Genomic DNA, 22,661 nt, shown 5'->3' with positions numbered 1-22,661 from the left:
CTCCAAAGGTGATTTATTCTCGGCGCTTGAGTCACGCATTTTGTGACGTTAAGTTTACCTAGAACCCCTGAAGCTGGTCAGAAAACTATCAAAAGTAAACAGTTTACATGAAAGTTAGTCTGTTACCAGCAAAAAGATAAGTTTAGAGACCGGATCCTGCCTGTGATTGTATTTAAATACCTTATTCGAGAAGTTTTAAAGGCACAAATTGCGGTACTTTTAGTGCTGTTAACTATTTTTATTAGCCAGCATTTCGTGCGTATACTGGCCGATGCCTCCGACGGCGATTTTCCCGCCTCTTTAATCATGACTCTGATTGGGCTTAACTTGCCTTATCTGGTGATCTTAGTGCTGCCGTTAAGTTTGTTCTTGGGTATTTTACTGGCCCACGGCCGTATGTATTCCGAAAATGAAATGGTCATTCTCCACGGTGTTGGGGTCAGTGAGTGGTATGTCACCCGCGTGACGCTGATCCTCGCCGTGATCAATATGCTGTTTACTGGCTATTTATCCCTTTATGTTGCTCCTTGGGCAGAAGAACAGCAAAACCAAGTGCTCGAAAAAGCCCAGTCCGAAGCAGGTCTTGCCGCCTTAATTCAAGGGCGTTTTCAGGCGAGTCCCAATGGTCGCGCGGTATTATTTGTTGAGCGTATTGGTAAAGATAACGAGTTAGATAAAGTGTTTGTAGCCCAGCTGCCAGATCCTGATGATGAAACTGGCGTGACCAATGTCGTGGTGGCTAAAGGTGGACGAGTACAGGAAGATAGTTCAGGTGCTCAACAATTGAACTTGAATGACGGCGTGCGTTATCAAGGCAGCCCGAAGGCAAAGGACTACCAAATGATCGAATTTGGTGGTTATAAAATGCAAATTAAAGAGCAGCAAGTTGATGAGCGTCGCCGTAAGTTATCTGCATTGCCCGTTGATGAACTCGTGAAAATTGAAGGTGCTGAAGCCGCTGCTGAATTCCACTGGCGTCTTGCTATCCCGCTCGCGATTCCAATTATGACACTAATTGCTGTGCCGTTGGCGCGGGTGAATGTGCGCCAAGGTAAGTTTGCTAAGATGTTCCCAGCAGTACTTTTATATCTTGGCTATTTTGGGCTAATGGTCGCGGGACGTAAGGCATTGCAAGATGGGATTATTCCACTGTATTTAGGTATGTGGTGGATCCATGTTTCTGCGCTCTTGATGGGGTTATTCTTGCTCGGCAAAGATAGGCCTATTTTCAGTCGTATATCGTCCTTGTTTGCCAATAAGAAGGTGGCAGCATGAAGATATTAGACCTTTATATCGCCAGAATATTGTTAAGCACTTCAGCGCTTTGTTTGCTGGTGTTGACTGGTTTGTCGGGCATCATCAAATGGGTTGATCAGCTGCGTTTAGTTGGCCGTGGCACCTACAGCATGATGGATGCTGGCATCTATGTTTTATTTTTAGTGCCACGGGATATTGAAATGTTTTTCCCTATGGCCGTCTTGCTAGGCGCTTTGATTGGTATGGGAATGTTGGCATCGAATTCCGAACTTGTGGTGATGCAAGCTTCTGGCATGTCACGTTTGCAGATCACTATGTCGGCGATGAAAACTGCTGTGCCTTTGATGTTATTGGTGATGGTTTTAGGAGAGTGGGGCGCACCGATTGCTGAGCAAAAAGCCAATGAGTTGCAAGCTGTTAAACTCTCTGGTGGGAGTTTAATTAAGTCCCATCGTGGAATTTGGGCAAAGGATGGTGATTTGTTCGTTAATATTGGTGAAGTTGAAAACATCAATAAACTCAGCAATATCACGCTTTATAAATTCAATAGCGAACTTAAGCTCACCAATGTAGTTCACGCAGACCGAGCGGTCTTTTCCCAAGATCGCTGGCGTTTATTTGACGTTAAACGTACCGATTTAAGCTATGAAAAAGTCGTGCTTGAGTATCTTGAAGAAGACCAATGGCAATCAAGTTTAACGCCAGATAAGCTCAGCGTAGTGTCGATTAAACCCGAGGCGTTATCTATACGTGGTCTGGTCGGTTATCTTGATTACCTTAAAACTAACAGTCAAGATCCCAGCCGTTATGAGCTTGCTTTATGGCGCAAGGTGATGCAGCCCGTGACGGTCGCAGTGATGATGTTAGTGGCACTGTCGTTTGTATTTGGTCCGCTGCGGACAGTGACTATGGGCGCGCGCGTATTACTTGGGGTCGTAGCAGGTTTTAGCTTTTATATCAGTAATGAGATTTTTGGCCCAATGAGTATAGTGTATGAGCTACCCGCTTATGTGGGGGCTGTTGCGCCAAGCTTGTTGTTTACTGGCGTTGCCTTCTACTTTATCCGGCGATGATACGCAGCTTATTACTTCTTACTCCGGATTTCGTCAATTAAGAATAGTCCATAAAAATAGCCCATAAAAAACGACGCTTTTGCGTCGTTTTTTGTATTTCGGATTTACTTAAGAATAAACTTATGCCCCATGCCAGTTACGCATTTGGTTGGCTTCTTTAGACAGCACGACAACTTCTGAGCGAGTCATCATATCCTGCAGTGCGCGCTTATCATCATTGATTAAAATCCATAAATTGCCAATGCCGAGCAGTGACCAAATGATGCGAGCGTAGGCAGTGATTAGACTTAAGTTTTGGCCATTAGGATGTTGAATTTTAAGCCGCCAAGCGCGCATCCCTAAGGTTTGACCGCCCTTACTCCAGAATAATGCGTAGAAAGTGCCGACACACAAGGCAAGCCAGAGTTGATAAATTCCCTGATAAACCGGCGTGCCATTGAGTGCATCTGAGACATGTTCAAAGCCATTCATGCCAGCCAGTCCTGAAGCGGTAAGGCCGTAGAAAATCCCAAAGCCCATTGCGCCCGCAACCATATAGACGGCCACGGCTAACATCGAATCGTAAATAGCAGCGCCTAGGCGGCGGAAGAATCCTGCGCGGGGGAAATTAGCATGTTCGGTATTGAGCATTACAGTGTCCTGTTATTGAAGTGCTTAAAGCTAATACAAAAAACAATTAATACATTAGCCTAGGCTTCAGGTTCTTCATCTCTGACAAAGTGGATATTGCTAAAACCAAAGCGGGCAAACTCTACTTTCCTGAATTCTTTTTCAGCCTTGGCACCTTTACGAGATGTCATGGCGACTTGTTGTTCCATAGCCAAAAATTTGGTCAGATCTATGCCTTCGGCTTCGGCCACAGCTTCATATAAATCATGGTGTTTGTCGTAGCTAAAGGCGATAGTTTTCGTCTTACCTTTGAAGGTATAAGTGACTTGACGGGCCATGGGGGGGAGCTCTCCTGAAATAAGTCTGAAATTAATTAAATTCACTTCTAAAAATAAAATACACAGCACCTAAGATGCACAGTCCTGCCCACAGATAATCGAGCTTCAATGGTTCTTTCATATAGAAATAGGCAAAGGGGACAAACAAACTTAAGGTGATGACTTCTTGTAAAATTTTTAACTGGCCGACATTCATTACTGTGTAGCCGATACGGTTAGCAGGCACTTGCAGCAAGTATTCAAATAGGGCGATACCCCAGCTCACTAAGGCCGCAATAATCCAAGGTTTTGAGCCTAGCGTTTTCAAATGCCCGTACCAAGCAAAGGTCATAAAAATATTACTTAAGCAAAGTAAACCGATAGTGGTTAGGGTTGGATTCATTTTTCATCTCTATGATTAAATTTATAAATCATATACATAGCATCGTCAGTATAGCTGCCAAGGCATTTATCGATTGCCTTAGGTTTAAAACCCATTTTAAGCCAATAGCTGTCGGCACCTTGTACGGCTACGAGGGATAAGGAATTGAGATTATAGCGATCCGCCAATAGTGTTAGGCGGGTCAGCGCCTTAGCGCCGGCGCCTAAACCTTGGGCTTTGGCCGAAATCGCAATATCGTGTAGGTATAAGGTATCAGCCTTGGGTAAATGGGTGATGGGCTGATATAGCGCGGGCGGCATATTGGCGGTCCATGGGTGAGCCAAGCAATAACCGACAACCGATTTATCCACTTCGAACACAAAACAGGACTGAGGTGATACCTGCCATTTACTTTGCAGTACGTGCAGTGGCTCAGGATCCAGTTGTGAGTAACACTCGTCTTGGATCGCTAAAATGGCATCCCAATCCTCTGGGGTGATAGCACGCAGTAACATGGCCGACATTTATCCTGTTTCAAGAGTTCTGTTGAAGGAACTCTGTGGAAAGAGTCCTGATTCAAATAAGCTCGGCATTATAACCTCAAGCAGCGTTAAAATGCAGGCTCCAGCGGCAATATAAAGCGCTTTAAAACCCGTATAAACTGAGCTTTCAGCGCTTTTAAGCATTAGCAGCGGTTAAATGCCCAGATATCGTTGGCGCAGGTGACGCTCAAGATATTGACCATTTAGGGTTTCACCCGTTGCTTGGCGGATCAGTTCATCGGTTGTGAGCAAAGATCCCTTAGACCAAATGTGTTCACTCAGCCATTGGAATACCGAGTTCAACTTGCCTGCATCGATCAGGGTTTCAATTGGTCCTAAGGCTTTTTCCATCGCAAAACGGCATTGGGCGGCATACATGGCGCCTAAGGTATAGCTGGGAAAATACCCTAGTTCACCAACGGCCCAATGGATATCCTGCATGCAACCGTCTTGGTAGTTGCCATCGGTATTAATCCCCAGCAGTTGTTGCATCTGCGTTGACCAAAAGTCAGGCAAATCATCTACGGTTAAGCTGCCGTCGATAAAGGCTTTTTCTGCCTCAAAGCGCAGTAAAATGTGGCAAGGATAAGTGACTTCATCGGCATCGACGCGGATCAGTCCGGGCGCTACGCGGGTGTAATGCTGTGCTAATTCTTGGGCGCTAAAATGACAATGAAGATGTTGCGCAATTTTAGGCTGCAATTGGCGTAAAAATGCCGGATTTGCCCCGAGTTGCATTTCGCAGAATAGACTCTGGCTCTCGTGGATACCCATAGAACGCGCCAGTCCTGCAGGTTGTCCGCGCCACGCTTGAGGTAAACCTTGCTCGTATCTGGCATGGCCTGTTTCATGAACTATGCCCATGATAGCACTGCTAAAATCAGCCTCATTGTAGCGGGTCGTTATCCGCACATCGCTTGGCACGCCGCCACAAAATGGATGACTGCTGATATCCAGCCTGCCGTGGTTAAAGTCAAACCCTAGAAAATCCATTACGTCTCGGCCTAGGGCTTGCTGCGCGCTAACATCGAAGGGACCATTTAGCGTTAACTTAGGCTCGTTTGCCTGTTTAGCCAGCACTTCTTGGATAAGTGTCGGTAGCCAATTTTTCAGTCCGCCAAAGGTTTGCTCCAGCTTTGCCGAGGTCATTCCCGGTTCAAATTTATTGAGCAGGGCATCATAGGGGGAAATATTCTGGGCTTCGCCGCGGATCTGCGCTTCTTCCTTAGCAAGTGCAATTACTGCTTTAAGGTTTGGTTTAAAGCCTTGCCAGTCATTATTTTTACGTTGTTCACGCCACGCATTCTCACATTGATAGGCCATTTTAGTTTTGGCTTGCACGAGAGCGCCGGGCACTAAATTTGCCTGTTGATATTGGTACTGCATTTCCCGCAGGTTAGCTTGTTGTTCCGTTGTGAGAGATTCGTCCGTCGCGCTGTGTAAGTGTTCGGCTAAGACGGTTGAGGTTTTGAGTGTGTGGATATGTCGCGCCAGTTCAGCCATTGCATCGCCGCGATCGCTATTACCGCCCATAGGCATCATGGCTGCTTGATCCCAGTCACCAAGAGCGCTGAAATGTTCAAAGTGAGAAATTTTTTGAAAATGTGCTGTCAGTTTATCGTAACTTGGTGTTGGTACTTTGCTCTTGGGTGAGTCCATGGAATTTCCCTTCTGGCGCATCAAATTCTGCGCGAATAAATAACAATAACAGGATGATAATACAATGACGTCAACAGTATACCCAAACAACCTGAAGATGCAGGATCCAGTGGACTGACCTTAACGCTATAGTAACGCACTTGAGGTAAGGCCATTTATTGCTCCTGAAGAAATGGCATCTACGCCATGTATGGTGATTGCGGCTATTTGCAGCGCTAGCGCGCTAAGCTAAAAGGGGCGTTGAAGTGTTAAAGTGGTTTTCGATAGGGTACTAGCAGCGAAGATGGCCACGCGATTTTGGCGCAGCAGAGTGATAGTCAAAATCTGTTTTAGGGACAATTTTTAGTTTGGAAATTGTGCTTGCCTTGCTATTCTGTTGTGGTTAAGTCGATAATTACAGTGAAATAAATGGAATGCTGTATTGTTCAAGGAGATGACTATGTGGGCGTTTTTAGTTGAACAGCCTAATTTACCTTACACCATAGCTTTTGCCTGTGTACTGGCCCTTGGTGTGTTTGAAGTCTTCGCATTATTCATAGGTTTAAGCATGTTAAGTGCGTTAGACCAATGGGTGCCTGCTGATGTGGAATATGATGCTGATGTGGGCGCGGGTGGACTCACGGGCATTGCCGGTTGGCTGTGTCTAAATAGACTCCCATTACTTATTTGGTTTGTGCTTGCGCTGACCAGTTTTGCGATTGCGGGTTATATCGTCAATTTTATCAGTGTTAGTCTTGCCGGTTTTTTACTGCCGCAACTGTTTACTTTACCCATTGCTATTGTCGCCAGTGCATTTTCTTGCCGTTATTTTGGCCGAGTACTTGCTGATCATTTACCTAAAAATGAATCGAGTGCGATCTCGCTAGATGATCTTAGCGGCTATGTCGGCACTATCACCTTAGGTTGCGCAATTAAAGGCATGCCCTCTGAAGCCGTCGTTCGTGATAAACATCAACAAAAACATTACGTTTTAGTCGAGCCCGAAACTTCGGATATAGAGTTTGCCTCAGGCACTCAAGTCGTGCTGCTTAAGCGAGAAGGCCGAGTCTGGTCTGCTACGCGTTTTGATAATTAATCTTCCCAAGCCATAAATCAATTGAAAGGAAATCAAATGGATGTGTTAACAAACGTAGGTTCATCCGGTAGTTTTATTTTGCTCGTTGCGGGTATGGTGCTACTCGGCCTCATTGTGATCGGGTTAATTTTCGCCAAGTTATATAAACGTGCAACCAAAGAAATGGCCTTTGTGCGTACCGGCTTTGGTGGTGAGAAAATCATTAAAGATGGCGGCGCTATTGTGTTGCCTGTATTACATGAAACCATCTCGGTAAACATGAACACTCTGCGTATCGAAGTGGAGAAAACCCAGAAAGATGCGCTGATCACTAAGGACAGAATGCGTGTCGATGTGAAGGCCGATTTCTACTTGCGTGTAGCCCCACATTCCGATGGTATTTCAATGGCAGCGCAAACCTTAGGCACGCGTACAAACCGTGTTGAAGAGCTTAAAAAGCTGATGGAGTCTAAGTTTGTCGACGTGCTGCGTGCCGTGGCCGCCGAAATGACCATGACAGAAATGCATGAGCAGCGTGCCGATTTTGTGCAACGGGTGCAAAATAACGTCGCCAACGATCTGGAGAAAAACGGTCTCGAACTCGAATCGGTTTCATTAACGGGTTTCGATCAAACTGATTTGCAGTTTTTTAATGAAAACAACGCATTTGACGCCGAAGGTCGTGCGCGTCTGGCGAAGATTATCGAAGAGAAACGCAAAGAAACCAACGATATTCAGCAGGAAAACCGCATTAAGATCGAGCAGCGTAACCTCGAAGCTGAAAAGGAATCCCTAGAGATTGAAAAGTCGGAAGAAGAAGCGCGCTTGATCCAGCAACAGTCGTTAGAATTTAAACGCGCCGATCAAAAAGCGGAGATTATTAAGCAGAAAGAAAACAAGGCTCGTGAAGAACGCGAAGCCGAGATTGCCAAAGAGCGCGCCATTGAAACCGCTGAAATCGAAAAGACCAAAGATATCGAAACCCGTGAGATTGAAAAGTATAAGTCGATTGAGCAATCGCGCATTCAACAGCAAAGGGATATTGAAGTTTCTGAGCAGGAAAAACGCATTGCGGTTGCGGCCAAATCTGAAGAAGAATCAGCTGCCCGAGCCCGTGCAGCTGAAGCCGAAAAACTGAAAGTTGAAAAAGAAGAAGCGGTAATCACAGCGCGCCAAGTGGCTGAAGCTAATCGTCGCAAAGAGATTGAAGTAATTGATGCCCGTAAGGAAGCTGAGCGTGATGCAGTCGGCGTAACAGTGCAGGCCGAAGCTGAGAAACGTGCCGCTGAAGACAGATCGAGTGCGATTCTGATTGAAGCGCGCGCCAGTGCCGATGCGAAAAAACTGCAGGCTGAAGCGGATGAAAAAGTGTATGCCGTTGAAGCTGCTGGTAAACAAGCACTTTATGAAGCTGAAAACGTTTTAAGTGATGAGCAGATCGCCCTGCAAAAATCCCTCGCCATTTTGAAGGCCTTGCCTGAAATCGTAGCCCAAGCCGTTAAGCCGTTAGAAAACATCGAAGGTATTAAGATTCTTCAAGGTTATGGTGCAGGTCATCAATTTGCTGCGGGTGGCGAAGGTGCTCACCATCAAGGTGGTATCGCAGAGCAAGTGACCAGTGCAGCGTTAAACTATCGCGCTAATGCGCCTGTTATCGATGCCATGCTCAGGGAGTTAGGGTTAGTGAATGGCGACTCTGGAACCTTGAATGATTTATTGAACGGCAATAACACCTTAACCGCTGAAGCCTTAGGTGGTGTGACCTTGTCGAACTCTAGACCTAAGGACTATAGCCAAACGCAGGTAGTAGAGAGCCAAAGTGTGCTCAAGCCTTAATCTCAACGACATTAAACTAAGTCAAATCAAGTAAAGCGCTCGCCGTTGCTCTTTTGAGCCTTGTGCGGACAAAAGATTGATAAATAGGACGAATGAAATAAAACCGCTCACCATTATGGTGAGCGTTTTTTTTGGCATTAAATCAAATCTAACGGCTTATTTGTGTACCTTGTCGACCCCCGATGAGCGACCTTCGGCATGACAGGTTGCGCATGACTCCTGTCCTGATTGGTAAATTCGACCACCGCTGGCATCACTTTGGTAAACTCCGCCAAAGCTGCGTGCATGGACGACTAAACTATCGATAAGCGTGTGACATGCCGTGCAGGTTGCTAAGGTTGGTGAGTACTCGGCAATTTGCCCTATGTTGGCTGCATCGGGTGTCGCAACTAACAGGGATTGCTGTGCACTTAGCCCCTCGAGACTGAGCTGTCCTGTGCTATGACAAACACTACAGTCATTTTTTGCATTAGGGTAAGTGAGTTCGGGACGTGGGTTATCAAAACCCACTACAGTGCGGGTTCCCGCATGCAGTGAATGCACCATTTCCCTGTAGCTCAAAGTATTGTTGATGGTGCGATAGGGCTTGATTTGGCTGGCCCCAGGAGTATGCATCACATTGGCATTGAGATACATAATTGCATCATTACTATGGCAACTTTGACATTGCCCATCGGTCAGTGCGGTTGCCGTTTGCGGTGCATGACAGGTGCCACAGCTGCTATTGGGTTCAAAAATTCCTTTCATTTGATGCGCCGACAGAACTCTATCTTCTAATCCTTGATCATGACATTGGCGGCAGGCCTGTTCATCGACCTTAGCTTTTGCCGTAACAGCTTGACCTTGCAGGCTTAGCGAATTAATGGCACTGAGACTCACCTCTTGATTTGCGATATTACAGTTAACGGCAAAGCCGGTATTTTTATCGGCACAGAGCACCAGTTTACTGTAGAGTTTTGACTGACTCAGATCGCCAAAATCGGCAGCCGACAGGTTAGATATAGTGACTGTTAGCTGATTGGGTGCGGTAATTTTTAAGGCGACGTCGCTCGTGTTTGCTAATAAATCCCACACTTTACGCTGGCCGTTATTGATTGGCATATTCGCGCTATTTGTTTCACCTGTGGCAATCAACCAGAAGGATTTTATCATAGGTTGACTGGCGGGCAGTTGCTCCATTTGCTGCACTTGCAATGTCACCGCAAGGGTCTTAGCTTCAACGCTTAGCTGCGAACTCAGTAACTTAACTTGGTAATCGCTCACCAGCTTAGTGGCTGTTTTCACAGCGGCATTGTGGAAAAGCCCGACACCTTCAGGATTAGTGCTATCAGGGTGGCAGCCGCTACAGCCCTGTGCCCATGGGTTGGCAAAAATTTCCCTGTTGTGGAATAAACCCGCTACAGTACCATTCCAATCTGCGGGGATTTGCGCTTTGTGACAGTCAAGACACGCGGTTTTACTGGGGATATTACTATTGCCACTTTGCGCCGTTGCGCCGGGAATATGGCATTGCTGACATTGGGTCATATCACCGGGAAAGGTCACATTGGCGTAGTCATATAGCTGCCCCTTGTAACCTACAATTTGATATTTGGCTTGGTGGATCTGGTGTGTCAATGTCGCCATATCAAGGCTATTACCCGTTTCAGGATCGCCAGAGTAAGTCGTGTGACAGACAACGCAGCCCTCAAAGGCAAAACGTTTATTGCCGTGCATCAAAAGGCGAGTATCGGTATTGGCTAAGTCTGGGTTATGGCATCGAAAACAGGCTTGTTCCGGCGCGATCACTTTACGGCCCATATCCGCCGCGACTGTCTGTCCTGTGGCGGGCACAAAATCGTACACGCTGTTGATCAACTGAGTGTCGATTGGGCTATTTGCGAACGGTTTTAACTCTAGGTAAATCCTGTGGGTGAGCTCAGGCGAGTACTGGGTATCTATCCCAGTAAATTGTGAGTAACCCGTGAGTGGTTTACTCAAAGTGTAACGGTATTGGCCCGCGCCTAAGGAGGTTAGACACGCCGTTTTACAGTTGCTTTCAATGCCTGCTTGCCACTGAGTCTGTGCATTCGCTTGGGCATTTGTTGCAGGTTCTACTTGATTATTGATGTAACTGGTCCATTGCAACGCAGCATCTGTCGCGCTTGCTGCAGAGTTAGTGACTTCAGCGCCAGTTGTTGCCATAGCATTCGCCGCGGCTTGGGTGATTTGATAGTGCTCCTGCGGCGGTGCTAATTTGGCAATACCGACACCTAAGGTATCTAGCTCCTTCAGGTTTTCTAGCCCTGTGACCGCAATACCATTGGCATTGCTGAGGAAGAAATCGACCTGTACATGGGTTTGCGCATCGATAACCACATTTTCTATTGTCGCTTTGAGTGTATCCGCTTGTTCAATGCTGATACTCACAATCCCTGGTGGACCTTCTTTCCCATCGTCACCATCGGAACAGGCTGTCATCAGACAGACTGCGACTGCCATTGGCGTAAAGATTTTCCATTGAGAACGGGTATTCGTTTTCATCATTTTCCATTCCTTTTTAATTAGATTCTGTCGGGACTCTAATCGGAATGTATGCGGTATAGATATTAACTTAGTTATGAGTCGAGTTGCACTTAATTAACCAAATTTAAAAGTTATTTGTTAATTATATTAAGGTAATTTGAAGTGAGGTATTATTTAAATTTGCTAGATGTTGAATTGTTAATTCTTGAAAACGTTACTCTGATGCATGTCGTGTAACTTGATCTAATAATGCCCCAATATGGGTAATTGTGACGCAGGTTAAAAATCAAAGACATAATTACTTTAGCATAAATTGTCGGGAATCAAAGTGTATGCATATTTTAATTATATTGCTTTGACTAATAAAGGATCAAATATGATTACCAGAAGAGGAATGCTTAAAGGCGGTATGGGCGTTGCTGTCGGTACAGTTTATAGCGGAACATTAATAAGTTTTCTGACCGGTTGTGGCAGTGACAGTAATAGCCAAGAGATAGTAGAAGTCATGCCTGGTGGACTCATGGTGGTGAACCCTACGGTTTGTGTTAGCTGCAGACGCTGTGAAATTGCCTGTGGTTGGAACCATGAAGGGGATAGCAGTCCGACACTTGCCCGCGTCAAAGTAGAAAGAAATATGAACTATGGCCCACATGGTGTGCAATTTGACTATGAAATACAACGAGGAGAGTGCGGCGATAAAACCGTTGTTCCTTCCACTTGTCGCCACTGCGAAGTTTGCACTGAAGTTTGTCCACAGCAAGCTATTTCAACGAACGAACAAACTGGCGCCAAAGTGATTGATGAAGAACGTTGTGTCGGATGTGGTTATTGTGCAGATAAGTGTCCTCAGCAAGTCATTAAAGTTGTTCGCAGTAAAATGAAAGCCGTCAAATGTGATTTATGTAACGGTAAACCTGCCTGCGCGCAAGTTTGTCCTACAGGTGCAATTAAATTTTATAACTGGGAAGAGGCTGAAGCTGCATTAGAACAATACGAAAAATATACCGGCTTAGTTTCTTAAATTCAGGAGAAATAATATGAGTGATAAAATAGGTGGTTGGGCGGGTAAAGTCCTCAGAGTTAATTTAACAACTAATCATATATGGTATGAGCCAATCAATAAATATTATGACTATATCGGTGGTATGGGTATTGGTTATAAAATATTGTGGGATGATCATAAGGATAATATTACTGCAATCGACCCAGATAATATTATTGTCTTTTCTGCCGGGCCATTAACGGGTTCAGGCGTTATTTGTACTGGACGAACAACCATTACTTCCCGTAGTCCCGTAATTGAAAAACATCTGATTGCCGATGGTCATTTTGGTGGGCATTTTTCACCCGCAATGAAATTTGCGGGTTTCGATGCGATAGCAATAGAGGGGAAAGCGAGCAGTCCTGTGTGGCTTAAAATTGTGGATGATAAGGTCACGATTGAACCTGCCGATGCCCTATGGGGTAAAGGTATATTTGATACCCACGCTATGATCGCGCAAATGATGGGACCCAATGCACAAGTCGCTGCGATTGGCCAAGCGGGTGAAAACCAAGTGCCTCTTTCTGTCATTATGACTCAGGGCGGGCACTCAGCAGGTGGTCATGGCTCGGTAATGGGGTCCAAAAATTGTAAAGGGATCGGCATTATCGGCACTGGCGCCGTTAAAATCGCCGCCAATAATGAAAAGATGCGTGCCTTAGATGACCATATTTTAGGTATTATCGGTGCCAACAATAATGGTGTCGTTCCCTCAACGCCGCAATCTTGGGCTGAGTACTCAGCACCCATCAGCCGCTGGAAATCTCGGCCCGGTTTGAAGTGGGGCGCTGCCGATCAAGAAATCGATTTAGGCGAAGTGCCATGGAATGAACGCAATCGTATTGGGTTTCGAACTTCGATGGCAGAAAGCTACATAGGTGTGGAATACGCCAATAAGTGGATGAAGCGTACGGGAGGCTGTCATTCATGCCCTATACGTTGCTTCTGCGAGCTAAAAGTCCCTGAATTGAAAAGCAAATACGGTCGTAAAACCGAACATATATCTAACGTCTGTATGGGATTCCTCGTACCACAGTATTTAATGGGCACCAAAAATGGTACAGAAGCACATGCGATGGCGGGCGCTTTAGGGGCTCATATTCTCGATGACTATGGTATTTGGTGTAACTATGGCTCCATTTCGCATCTATTTAAATTCCTAAAAACAAAGGATATGTTTAAGCATTTATTACCTGAAGATGAATTTAACAGTATTCCTTGGGCGCTCTGGGATAACCAAGATCCCGCTTTCTTACTTGATTTTTATCGCCGAGTGGCGTTTAAAGAAGGTGAAATTTCCCATATGGCCGACGGCTTATATGATTTGATCAAGCGTTGGGGGTTAGATGGAACCAATCCCAAGTTAGGTAATTGGGATATTCATAAAGAAAGTGCCACTAAGGTATTCAACAAAAAAACCAATGCTGCCGTGCACCATGCCAGTGAAACCGCGGGTCAGGTGGGTACGTTAATCAACGTCGTCTTTAACCGTGATGCTCAGTGCCATTCCCACATCAACATAGTTAACAGTGGTTTGCCACACGATATGACAGTGGCAATTGCCGAGAAAAAATGGGGTGAAGGTGCATTCGATAAGGTGAATTGGTATACCCCAATCAATGCGGCTAAGATCCGTTTTGCAAAATGGTCGCTGGTGAAAAACGTATTACATGACTCTCTGACACTGTGTAACTGGATGTTCCCATTGTTGGCATCACCGGATAAAAATCGCAACTATGAAGGCGATAGCACCATTGAATCGCAGATGTTCAGTTTAGTGACTGGGATTGAAACCACAGAAACGGAATTGGACTTTAAGGCGGAAAGAGTGCTGCATTTACACCGTGCCTTAACCGTATTGCAAATGAATGAAAGCAATATGCGCGAAGAGCATGATGTGCTCAGTGACTGGGTTTATGATTTGAATCCAGATAAAAACTTCGGTCAAGAGGGCACCATCAAGATGGACCGCGCTGACATGCAAACGGCGCTGGACATGTTCTATGAAGCCTTTGGTTGGGATATTCAAACCGGTGCGCCAACTCGGGCCACGCTCGACAAGTTTAGCCTAGGTTTTGTTGCCGATAGATTGGCGGCGCGAGGCCTGTTACCCAGTTGAACACTATAGTTGGACACTATGATTGAACTTGTCGGTTATATCAGGGTATTTAGCCAACACGGACGCTTAGTCACGGCGGAGCAAATCGCCGCCGTGGCAGGGCTCGAGTGGGATAGTGAGCAAACGGTTAACAGTTATATTCGCCTGATCCTCAATGAGGCTTACAAGGATGTGCAGATGCGTTTGTCGGATAAGCGGTATTTCTTCTATTCCGACAGAAGCATAGTTGAACGTTACGCTGAGCAATGGTTAGCGTTGGAGCGGGGTGAAGCGTTTGAGGCGATTATTGCCCAGATCCGTCGCAATAGTTGCCGCCATACTGAGGTCTATCTGGAGAGTGTACTGACGTTTGCCCCCTATCTTTATGATGAGCCTACATTAGCCAATGTGCGTGAGCAATTACCACAACAGCTTGGGGCCGAGGATATCCATTATGCAGTGGATAATCAGGGGAAAGGTTATTACTACTCGACTCTGGGATTGAGTCACAGCTATGCGGCCGTCCTCGCTAATTATGATCCTTGTGAATGGTCAAACTGAGATTCTGCGACCTCATTGATATTGATTAAGCGCCTTCGGGCGCTTTTTTATCGCAATATCTCATATAGCTAGCGTGAGATTAGCTTGCCAGCGTTTGAGTGTACTTTTTGATGATTTCGTCAATTTTACCATTGGCCTTCAGTGTCGCTATGGCTTGATTGATGGCAGGAAGCAAATCGGCATGTTCTTTTCGTAACCTAAACACTAAGTCACCATCAGAATGCACTGCCGCCAGTGCGACAGGGATCCGCAACTGAGTCGACCAATACAAGGCTGGGTAATTACCAGCAATAACGGCATTGACTCTGTGTTTATCTAAGGCTTTGATCAGCTCCTGCTCTGAGGTAAAGTCTGCGCGGATAAAATCTTTATCGTCGTGATATAAATAACCGCGCACTGTACCTATTTCTTGGCCTTTTATCTGGCTGATATCTTTATATTTACTGATATTCTCTGGTAATGTGACCACATATTCAGTGATTTGCATTATGGGGGCCGATTTGACAAACAGCGGCCCTAAATCCTGCTTTTCAAACCAACTGGGGCTGACGATATCAAAGTCGAGTTGACCGGTTTCTAGCGCATTATTGGTGCGCTTTGGCGGCAGGGCGAGGATTTCACCTTTGATTTCAGCCATAGATAAAATCATCGGAATAAGCTCAGTGATCATCCCCGGCGCCTCGGCTTTATCACCGATAAAATACGGATACCAAGAATAGGAGCCAGTGATATTGTATTTGAGCTGTTCCGCAAAGGCGTGCTGTTGAGTCAAGCAAAGGGTGAACAAGGCAAATCGAACTAAGTGTTTATACTGCAAACATCGCTTAACCATATTGCTTTTATCCTTGTTATCTCTGCTTTAGCTAAGACCTATCCGATGGTCATTCTATCTAAACTGTGTGAATGAATTGTTTATTGGATCACAATCAGTCACATCCGCCATATTTAAGCTATTTTCTGCTTTTCGCTATTACACCTTAAGCCAATAGCTGACACAAAGCTGGTTGCTGATTATTAGGGAAAATTTGATAGGTTTTATGGTGCTTAATCAAGCTGGTTTTCTTATTGCCTTGGCTCAGTAATAACCCATGGGACAGGGCGATACGCGTTAGTGTCTGTTCATCGGCACGGACATATAAGTTGATTGGCTTGATCAGCTGATTGTCTTTAATATGTTGATTAAATTCTTTGGCATCAATCACTAAGCTAGATTGACCATCACCATCGAGTTTCAGCTTGGCACTGATTTCAGTGTCAGTAAAGACTAACCAATCGGCTTGTTTTAAGGTTTCTATCATGGCATTTAATGCCGTGCCTAAAGCGGGCTCTGATGTCTCAACAGATTGATATTGATACACTATCCTTTCTAGTAAACGCTTGAGTTCGGCGCCCGCACCTTGGCTGCGAGCCAAACGTATCCAAGCCGTGAGATCGTCGGCTACCAATTTAGAAAAACGTTTTTCCTTTAAGGACTCGACCATCCAATTACACAAAAAATGACTTTCCTGCGCAGAGGTGCGCTGGGCTTTCTTGGTCTGTGCTGAAGCGGTTAAATCGGCAAGACCCGCAAGGGCGAGTTCGAGCACAGCTTGGTTATAGGTTTGAGAATTCATTATGACTCCGCCGCGGGCTGAAGTGATGTTATCTATTTGAACTTGGACGATATTGATTGCGGCGGAGCTAGTTTAGCAAAGCGGTCGTTAAACCGATATTTATTCTTGCGATCCCACCAAACTCGCGGCGGTTAAAATCAGCTTTGGCGCGGGCCTCACTTTGTAGTTAGGGTTGATATATTGAAAATGAATTAATCCCTTGTCGTCGCTGATATAAATGGCGGGTACAGGTAAGACTAAACGTTTGGCACCTTCTGGGGTGATCCATAAAGGATTCTCGAGATTAAGGCGTGCGGTATAGGTTTCAGTCACCTTTTCGCTAGTGTAAAAAGCTAAACCAAAGGCTTGGGATGCCAGCATTTTTTCATCGGAAAGCAGCAGATATTTAAGTTCATTTTTTGCCGCCGAAGCCTTAAGTTGAGCAGGCGTATCGGGTGAAATCCCCACTAACTGAAAGCCCATTTTTAATAACTCAGGCTCAATCGCTTTTAGTTGCCCCATTTGATTGTTACAAAATGGGCACCAGCCACCGCGGTAAAAGAAAAAGATGGTCGGTTTTTGCTGGGTTAATTCTGCTAAATCGACCGTTTTGTCATTGATATCTTGTAAGTTTACCTTAGGGATTTGCTGACCATTAAGTAGCGGACTGATGGAAAACTCATCCTTAGCAATGGGTTGCGCCATAGCCGTTAGACTTGTTAGTAGTAAGATGGTTGTGAAGTAAAACCTGTGTAACATCGAAGCTGTTTGCATATAAAGTCCTTAATTTGGTTTTGTTTTCTTCGTTTTTTAAGTCGTTGTTGTTAATATTTCCCTCGTTTTAGACAAAGAGATATTGCGTAAATCTGTATTTGTTATGCCTTACTCGCTTATAGAGTGGTTCGAGTTAGCACTAAACGGGTATGAGCATTAAAAGAGCGGCAATTGCCGAACATTCTTACAAGTCAATGCAGATGATTGCACAAATGTGATATCGATTGAGTTTGTTGGTGAGGTATTTATAACGGTAACCATTTGGATTTTATCGCGATTACAGCGTAGTGTTAGAGTGGTTAAAACGAGTGAGCGACAAGCTGATGGGGCAAGCCTTAATTGATGCAGTGGTAAAACACGATATTATTACCGTAAAACAGTTGATCAAACAGGGTGTTGATCTCGAATATGTCGACTCACAAAATATGACGGCTTTATTGCATTGCTGCCAACTTCAATTACTCGATATTCTCATGTTACTGTTTGAAGCTGGGGCCGATGTCCATCATGCCAATAACTTAGGTCACCTTCCTGTTGAGCTGGCCCATTGGCATGGCGAGTTTCATATAGGGAGTTATACCGCCACGAGTCAAAAAATGGTGAAGTATTTAGAGCGCTATGGTGGCGTTCAACGTGGTCATCGATAAATTGTATTGCACTTCAATATTCAATCACGGGAGCTGTAAATGGATAAGGGATTATTTAAAATATTAAAGAAAATCTATTTTAAAAAGTCTTATATCAAAGACGAAAATGGATATATGCAAAGAATAGATAATGGGGACCAGTTTGATTGTGAGTCTGGGACTACACACTATTCTAATGACGGTTTATCTAATGCAGAAATACTAACACTTGAAAAAAGTGGTTATCCTGTCAATCAGATAATCAAATATAGTCATGATGAATGTATTAACGCTTATAAAACGTTGCTTGAGCATCCTCACTTATCGATTGAGAATTTGATTTCGGCATATATATGTGGCTTTTCAAGTTTTCCAAGAGGAAGACAACCCATATTAAGTTATTTGTTCGCTCAAGCGGTTCCAGAACATAAAATGGTCAGCGAAGGGGATGTTTGCCCCGTTTGCTCAATAAGAAGAAATGTTTGGATAGAAAAAGGGCATAAAATATTCAGTTGTTATGCTGGGAGTGTATGGAATGAAAGGTGGTGTGGTAATCTCGTTGAATTAGAGGAGTTTACTGCCATTTCACCTTGTACTCCGACGTCAGAGGATATCAGTATATTGATATCGTTAATCGATATGATCCGTCAAGCTCCTCAAGATGAAACACCCGGAAAATTAGAACAGCGCATCAAGAAAGCTAAAATTATTCCTAACTATGAGAAATATAGTTTTCGCGGACAATTAATGGTATTGGCTGAATTGGGAATTATGCCAAATCCTTATGTAAAACCTTTATATGATGGATTCACCCATTTTACCGATATCTGTAGTGTGAAATACCCTGGAAGTACTCGATCGGATATTATGCTTCCTCTCGCGGGGTGGCGAGGCGAAAATAGTATAAATGAAACAAGACTTCAAGCGTTATTGGGTAACATAATACGGTGAGATAAAGGTTACCAAGGTTATTATTGAGTGAGTATAAAAAAGCGTCCGGTTATGGACGCTTTAAAATCGCTGTTTTATCAATATTGACAAACACTGATAATATCAATCAACGGATAATTACTTAAGTTTTTTTGCCTTGCTCGGTGCTTGACCAACCTTCATTTTTACGCGGCGGCCCTGCATGTTTTTCTCAGCAGCAACTTGAGCGCCGACGTTGTCGGTTCTTTGTTGCTTTTTGGCAAAACTGCGGCGGGTTTGTAATTGCTTTAATAGCAATTCGCGGCTGCCAACTTCATAACCTGGCACAGTGACACGGCGAATCTGTTGGCCAATCAATTTTTCGATATCGGCTAACGTGCGCTCTTCTTCGCGGCTCACAAATGAAATGGCTACGCCTGTTTTTCCTGCACGGCCTGTACGACCGATACGGTGTACATAATCTTCTGCGAGGAAAGGTAAGTCATAGTTGACTACGTATTCAAGGCTTGGGATATCCAGACCTCGGGCGGCGACTTCGGTGGCAACCAGCACCCGAACATCACCCGCCACAAACTCACGCAGTGCGCGGCGACGACTGCCTTGGCCTTTTTCACCGTGGACCACTTCAGATGGGATACCATCTAAGTTTAATTCTTTGACTAGCGTATCGGCGGCTTCACGGGTCGCAGTAAATACCAATACCTGTTGCCAGTTTTTCTTGCCGATAAGCTCAGAAAGCAGTTCGCGTTTACGGCGTTGTTCAACCGGATAAACCACTTGGCTAACGGTGTCGGCTGTAGTGTTTTGTTTATCAACGCTGATCACTTGCGGTTTAACCATCATGTCGTTGGCGAGTTTTTTCACCGCACTTGAGAAAGTGGCCGAGAATAACAAGTTTTGACGTTTCTTATTTACCGCTTGAAGGATTTTTTGGATATCGGCGCTAAAGCCCATGTCGAGCATTCGATCGGCTTCATCTAGCACTAAAAAGTCGACGTTCGACAGGCTTAAGTTACAGGCGGTAAGGTGCTCAAGTAAGCGACCTGGGGTGGCAACAATCACATCGGCGCCGCGTTTCAGCTTTTGCGCTTGAGTCTCAATCTTTACGCCGCCGTAAATGGTTAAGACACTGAAGTTTAAGTACTTGCAGTAAGCCGTAACGTTGTCTGCCACTTGAGCTGCAAGCTCACGGGTCGGCGTAAGGATCAATACGCGGGCATTTGACTTTAGCGTTTCGCTTGGCTTTTCAACCATCTTTTGCAGGATCGGCAGCGCGAAAGCGGCGGTTTTACCCGTACCGGTTTGGGCACTGGCTAAGACATCTTGGCCGCGGCGGATAGCAGGTATCGCTTGCTGCTGAATAGGCGTCATTTGTTGATAACCGCAATCTGAGATAGCGCGCAAAATCTCGGGGGAAAAACTAAAAGATTCAAATCTCATTTTGGATTCCTATCGTTCACTTATTCAAACATTCAAGCGCCGCTAGCCTCTTTATCACTTGTCTAAAGGAGAGAGGTGTATCGGCTGGCTCATTCTTCCACACAGATTTTATAAGAAAAATGGCGGGCGCGGAGTATAGCAAAAATTTCGGTTAAAACCTGTACTTTTTAGTGTTTTGGCATTTTATCTGCATCATTTCATCAGGAGGGGATAAAAGGCTTAGTACTGGTTCAGGTGGGCTAGGTCTTATTGATCTATACAAGGGTTGAGTAAAATATGGACTCAACAATACGGATTAAAGCTCGCTATATTAGAAAATACCGCAACCTAGGCTGCGGTATTTTGGATCTTGTATTTATGTTTAACCGAAGGTGCGCCTCAGGCCAAGGGCTTTTTCGGCGTTGTGTTTAAGAAGATGGGCTGCATCACCAATCAGATGGGTTGCGGCTAAGTTCTCGGCGCTGGCATGGGTGATGGAGTGAATATTACTGGCGATCTCATTGACCACTTGACGCTGTTGATCGGCTGCCACTGCATTTTGTTGGGCAAAGGTGTGGATATCACTCACTTCTTGGTAAATGGTGTTTACATTGTCGGCGGACAGTTGAATATCGCTGGCACAACGCTCCGCATGTTGACGGCTTTGTTCCATTTCTTTGGCCCATGCATTGAGCATAGTGAACATCTTATCGACACTCTTAGAAATACTGTTGGTCGATAGCTGGGTTCTGCTCGACAGGGCGCGAACCTCATCGGCGACCACGGCAAACCCACGGCCTTGTTCACCCGCACGGGCAGCTTCAATCGCGGCATTGAGGGCGAGGAGATTAGTTTGCTCGGCAATAGAGTCAATTTCGCCCATCGCATTAGCGACTTGCTCGGCTTCTTTATTTAATTGATGGGCATTGTTGGTGGCATCGGCAACAGACTTTGCCAGTTGCTCCATTTTTTGAGTGTTGGCCTTCATGTTGGCACTGCTTTTAAGGCAGAGATCATAGGCGGTATTGATGCTGGTGGACGTGAGATGTGTATTCTGCGCCACTTCTGTGATGGTTGAACTCATTTCTTCCATCGCGCCAGAGAGCTGTTCTAGCTGACTTTTCTCTTGATCTAGGCTGACATAGGTTTGCTCGGTCGCGACCACTAATTGATCGGCAATTGCATGCAATTGATTGGCTTGATCTTGGGTACGCCCAAGTACGCCATTCATTTTGGCCTGTAGCATGATGAGCTGGAAATCGAGGATAGAAGAGGTATCTGCACCCGAGTAAATGTAACGACTGATAGAGTCATATTTGGTTTGCATTTCAATCAGTTTAGCGGGAATACGAAAAGCCTCATCGTAGAAAATGGCGAGGTTTAAACTCATCAGAATCGCCCCTGCGATAATTACGCCCCAGCCCCAAAAGTAGCCAGCGATCAGTAAACCTGTGGAGGCTACAACCGCAGATACGATACGTTTTTGCATTAAACTTAAGGGTTTAGGAATGGATTTGTCTAATTTGAGTCTTTGGTAAATCTCATTAGCTTTCGTGACGTAGGCGGCTTGAGGCTGAATGCGCACCGATTGGTAACCGACAATAGTGCCGTTTTCAAACAAGGGCGAAACAAAGGCATCAACCCAATAGAAGCCACCATTTTTACAGCGGTTCTTGACTATGCCGCGCCAAGATTGGCCCGACTTAAGTTTTCCCCACATTTCTTTAAAGGCGGCGCTCGGCATATCCGGATGGCGCACCATATTGTGTGCACTGCCAATCAATTCTTGATCGCTATAGCCTGAGACTTCGGCAAAACGGGCGTTAACGTAAGTGATGATACCGCGAGTATCAGTGGTGGAAATGAGTTCATCTTGTGGTGTTAAGCGGATTTCTTGATCTGATCTCTGTGTATTAACTATTTTATTCGCTGAGGCGTTACTCTGGCTCATTTAGTGTGTCCATTCAGGGCCGATGTGGTTCATTAGGGTTCAGGGCGCGGTGTTAGGCGCGAATTTTCTTGTGCTGACTCTCATCGGAGTAAGCTTGTTATGTGATAAGAGTATCATTTTTGTGTGGGTATAGGAGAGCGGTTTCTCATGGCTGATAGGTGAAAATCAATCGTTCGTCGTATTTATAAGCTATTGCAATATATAAAGTTTTTAAGTAGTGAGAATATGATGTTAAACGAGCGTTTATCCTGTTAAATCGTTAATTCTAGTATTTTGTATAGGGTTATTCTTTTATGTCTTGAGTGGGTATTTGTCATTCATCTTAAATATAAATTATGTTCGATGATATTGGGCTAATGTCGTTGATTCGGCTTGATATCGCAGTATTCATGGAGCGCTTTATTGGCCTTAGTCTATTCTTTAATGGGCAACAA

20 protein-coding genes are annotated in these 22,661 nt (G+C 45.0%); 9 read left to right on the top strand and 11 right to left on the bottom strand.

Going from position 1 to position 22,661, the window contains the following annotated elements:
• Positions 1-162: 162 nt before the first annotated feature.
• Both lptF and lptG read left to right on the top strand, forming a co-directional pair.
• Positions 163-1,275, top strand: a complete 1,113-nt coding sequence (gene lptF / locus GWI56_RS18675) for an LPS export ABC transporter permease LptF (protein WP_113939369.1) — start codon at positions 163-165, stop codon at positions 1,273-1,275.
• Positions 1,272-2,330 carry an LPS export ABC transporter permease LptG gene (lptG, locus tag GWI56_RS18670; RefSeq protein ID WP_105251819.1) on the top strand — a complete coding sequence of 353 codons (1,059 nt, stop codon included), beginning with the start codon at positions 1,272-1,274 and terminating at the stop codon, positions 2,328-2,330. Before lptF ends, lptG begins: the two co-directional genes overlap by 4 nt.
• Before the next feature lie 120 nt (positions 2,331-2,450).
• On the opposite strand, the gene GWI56_RS18665 is transcribed toward lptG, so the two are convergent.
• From GWI56_RS18665 to GWI56_RS18645, 5 genes are all read right to left on the bottom strand, one after another.
• Positions 2,451-2,960, bottom strand: coding sequence for an RDD family protein (locus GWI56_RS18665; protein ID WP_131523600.1), 510 nt, complete (start codon positions 2,958-2,960; stop codon positions 2,451-2,453).
• Positions 2,961-3,019: 59 nt separating this feature from the next.
• Positions 3,020-3,277, bottom strand: a complete 258-nt coding sequence (locus GWI56_RS18660; RefSeq protein ID WP_006082593.1) for a DUF2960 domain-containing protein — start codon at positions 3,275-3,277, stop codon at positions 3,020-3,022.
• Between the two features lie 31 nt (positions 3,278-3,308).
• Positions 3,309-3,659: a DMT family protein gene (locus GWI56_RS18655; protein ID WP_006082592.1), complete on the bottom strand. Its 351-nt coding sequence runs from the start codon at positions 3,657-3,659 to the stop codon at positions 3,309-3,311.
• A complete protein-coding gene (locus GWI56_RS18650; RefSeq protein ID WP_113939489.1) occupies positions 3,656-4,153 on the bottom strand; it encodes a GNAT family N-acetyltransferase in 498 nt (165 codons plus the stop codon). The genes GWI56_RS18655 and GWI56_RS18650 overlap by 4 nt, the downstream gene beginning before the upstream one ends.
• Positions 4,154-4,333: 180 nt before the next feature.
• Positions 4,334-5,839 carry a carboxypeptidase M32 gene (locus GWI56_RS18645; RefSeq protein WP_198573763.1) on the bottom strand — a complete coding sequence of 502 codons (1,506 nt, stop codon included), beginning with the start codon at positions 5,837-5,839 and terminating at the stop codon, positions 4,334-4,336.
• Between the two features lie 439 nt (positions 5,840-6,278).
• On the opposite strand from GWI56_RS18645, the gene GWI56_RS18640 reads away from it, so the two are divergent.
• Positions 6,279-6,914: a YqiJ family protein gene (locus GWI56_RS18640; RefSeq protein ID WP_028761348.1), complete on the top strand. Its 636-nt coding sequence runs from the start codon at positions 6,279-6,281 to the stop codon at positions 6,912-6,914.
• 36 nt (positions 6,915-6,950) lie between these two features.
• Positions 6,951-8,729: a flotillin family protein gene (locus GWI56_RS18635; RefSeq protein WP_198573762.1), complete on the top strand. Its 1,779-nt coding sequence runs from the start codon at positions 6,951-6,953 to the stop codon at positions 8,727-8,729.
• A 156-nt stretch (positions 8,730-8,885) separates the two neighbouring features.
• Here GWI56_RS18635 and GWI56_RS18630 read toward each other — a convergent pair whose 3' ends face one another.
• Positions 8,886-11,255, bottom strand: a complete 2,370-nt coding sequence (locus GWI56_RS18630; RefSeq protein WP_198573761.1) for an OmcA/MtrC family decaheme c-type cytochrome — start codon at positions 11,253-11,255, stop codon at positions 8,886-8,888.
• A 355-nt stretch (positions 11,256-11,610) separates the two neighbouring features.
• Between GWI56_RS18630 and GWI56_RS18625 the strand changes: the two genes are divergently transcribed.
• The 3 genes from GWI56_RS18625 to GWI56_RS18615 are packed head-to-tail and all read left to right on the top strand — an operon-like array spanning position 11,611 to position 14,935.
• Complete coding sequence (locus GWI56_RS18625; protein ID WP_105251824.1) at positions 11,611-12,255, top strand: 4Fe-4S dicluster domain-containing protein; 645 nt, start codon at positions 11,611-11,613, stop codon at positions 12,253-12,255.
• Positions 12,256-12,271: 16 nt separating this feature from the next.
• The gene (locus tag GWI56_RS18620) at positions 12,272-14,395 is read left to right on the top strand and encodes an aldehyde ferredoxin oxidoreductase (protein ID WP_105251825.1); all 2,124 of its coding nucleotides are present in this window, start codon (positions 12,272-12,274) and stop codon (positions 14,393-14,395) included.
• Positions 14,396-14,413: 18 nt separating this feature from the next.
• The gene (locus GWI56_RS18615; RefSeq protein ID WP_028761343.1) at positions 14,414-14,935 is read left to right on the top strand and encodes a hypothetical protein; all 522 of its coding nucleotides are present in this window, start codon (positions 14,414-14,416) and stop codon (positions 14,933-14,935) included.
• 79 nt (positions 14,936-15,014) lie between these two features.
• Here GWI56_RS18615 and GWI56_RS18610 read toward each other — a convergent pair whose 3' ends face one another.
• The 3 genes from GWI56_RS18610 to GWI56_RS18600 form a co-directional block, all read right to left on the bottom strand.
• Positions 15,015-15,767 (bottom strand): transporter substrate-binding domain-containing protein, encoded by a 753-nt coding sequence (locus tag GWI56_RS18610; RefSeq protein ID WP_198573760.1) that lies wholly within the window; start codon positions 15,765-15,767, stop codon positions 15,015-15,017.
• Between the two features lie 145 nt (positions 15,768-15,912).
• A complete protein-coding gene (locus GWI56_RS18605; protein ID WP_168822978.1) occupies positions 15,913-16,548 on the bottom strand; it encodes a DUF2913 family protein in 636 nt (211 codons plus the stop codon).
• 99 nt (positions 16,549-16,647) lie between these two features.
• Positions 16,648-17,301 (bottom strand): peroxiredoxin-like family protein, encoded by a 654-nt coding sequence (locus GWI56_RS18600; RefSeq protein ID WP_113939378.1) that lies wholly within the window; start codon positions 17,299-17,301, stop codon positions 16,648-16,650.
• Positions 17,302-17,609: 308 nt separating this feature from the next.
• On the opposite strand from GWI56_RS18600, the gene GWI56_RS18595 reads away from it, so the two are divergent.
• Together GWI56_RS18595 and GWI56_RS18590 are read left to right on the top strand one after the other, a co-directional pair.
• Positions 17,610-17,948, top strand: a complete 339-nt coding sequence (locus GWI56_RS18595; protein WP_347339150.1) for an ankyrin repeat domain-containing protein — start codon at positions 17,610-17,612, stop codon at positions 17,946-17,948.
• A gap of 39 nt (positions 17,949-17,987) precedes the next feature.
• The gene (locus tag GWI56_RS18590; protein WP_113939380.1) at positions 17,988-18,878 is read left to right on the top strand and encodes a hypothetical protein; all 891 of its coding nucleotides are present in this window, start codon (positions 17,988-17,990) and stop codon (positions 18,876-18,878) included.
• 117 nt (positions 18,879-18,995) lie between these two features.
• Here the strand turns inward: GWI56_RS18590 and GWI56_RS18585 are convergent, their stop codons facing one another.
• On the bottom strand, positions 18,996-20,297 hold the full coding sequence (locus GWI56_RS18585) for a DEAD/DEAH box helicase (protein ID WP_028761337.1): 1,302 nt from the start codon (positions 20,295-20,297) through the stop codon (positions 18,996-18,998).
• Between the two features lie 361 nt (positions 20,298-20,658).
• Positions 20,659-22,227, bottom strand: coding sequence for a methyl-accepting chemotaxis protein (locus tag GWI56_RS18580; protein WP_198573759.1), 1,569 nt, complete (start codon positions 22,225-22,227; stop codon positions 20,659-20,661).
• Positions 22,228-22,661: the final 434 nt, after the last annotated feature.

Origin of the sequence: Shewanella sp. DW31 (assembly GCF_015767295.1) — a bacterium.
GTDB lineage: Bacteria > Pseudomonadota > Gammaproteobacteria > Enterobacterales > Shewanellaceae > Shewanella > Shewanella oncorhynchi.
This window is presented reverse-complemented; position numbering and strand designations above follow the sequence as displayed.